General features: G+C 47.5%; 1 pseudogene. It reads right to left on the reverse strand.

The window, feature by feature from the left end:
- Positions 1-377 (reverse strand): annotated as a pseudogene (locus ACFOUO_RS16600) (RNA-guided endonuclease InsQ/TnpB family protein); the annotation flags it as partial.

Consider the following 377-nt stretch of genomic DNA (forward strand, 5'->3'; position numbering starts at 1 on the left):
CTTGCAGTTGTTTTTCTGATTTAGATAGCACATAACGTTTTGCCCGCTGATATTTCTTCCACTGGCGGGAACCCTTTTTGCACCTCGATTGAAGGCGCTGAATCGCTGCTAACTTTTTGTTGCGCAGGCGATGAATGGAGCGGATCTTCCGACCCGTGATGATCAACGCTTCTCCGCTTTCAGCGAAGGCGGCAAGGGTGTGGATTTCGCCGGGATCAACCCCGGCCGATTGTTTCTTCTCATAAGGTTGATTTTCTTTTCCATCTTCAAAGGAAACCGATAAGTACAATCCGTTATCATAACAAAGCTCGATTTCCTTGATGGTTCCTTGTGGGAGGTTTTTGGTATGGAGGACAATCGGCTTTTCCCGTTTCCCT

Source organism: Salinithrix halophila (assembly GCF_042650125.1).
Lineage (GTDB): Bacteria > Bacillota > Bacilli > Thermoactinomycetales > DSM-45169 > Salinithrix > Salinithrix halophila.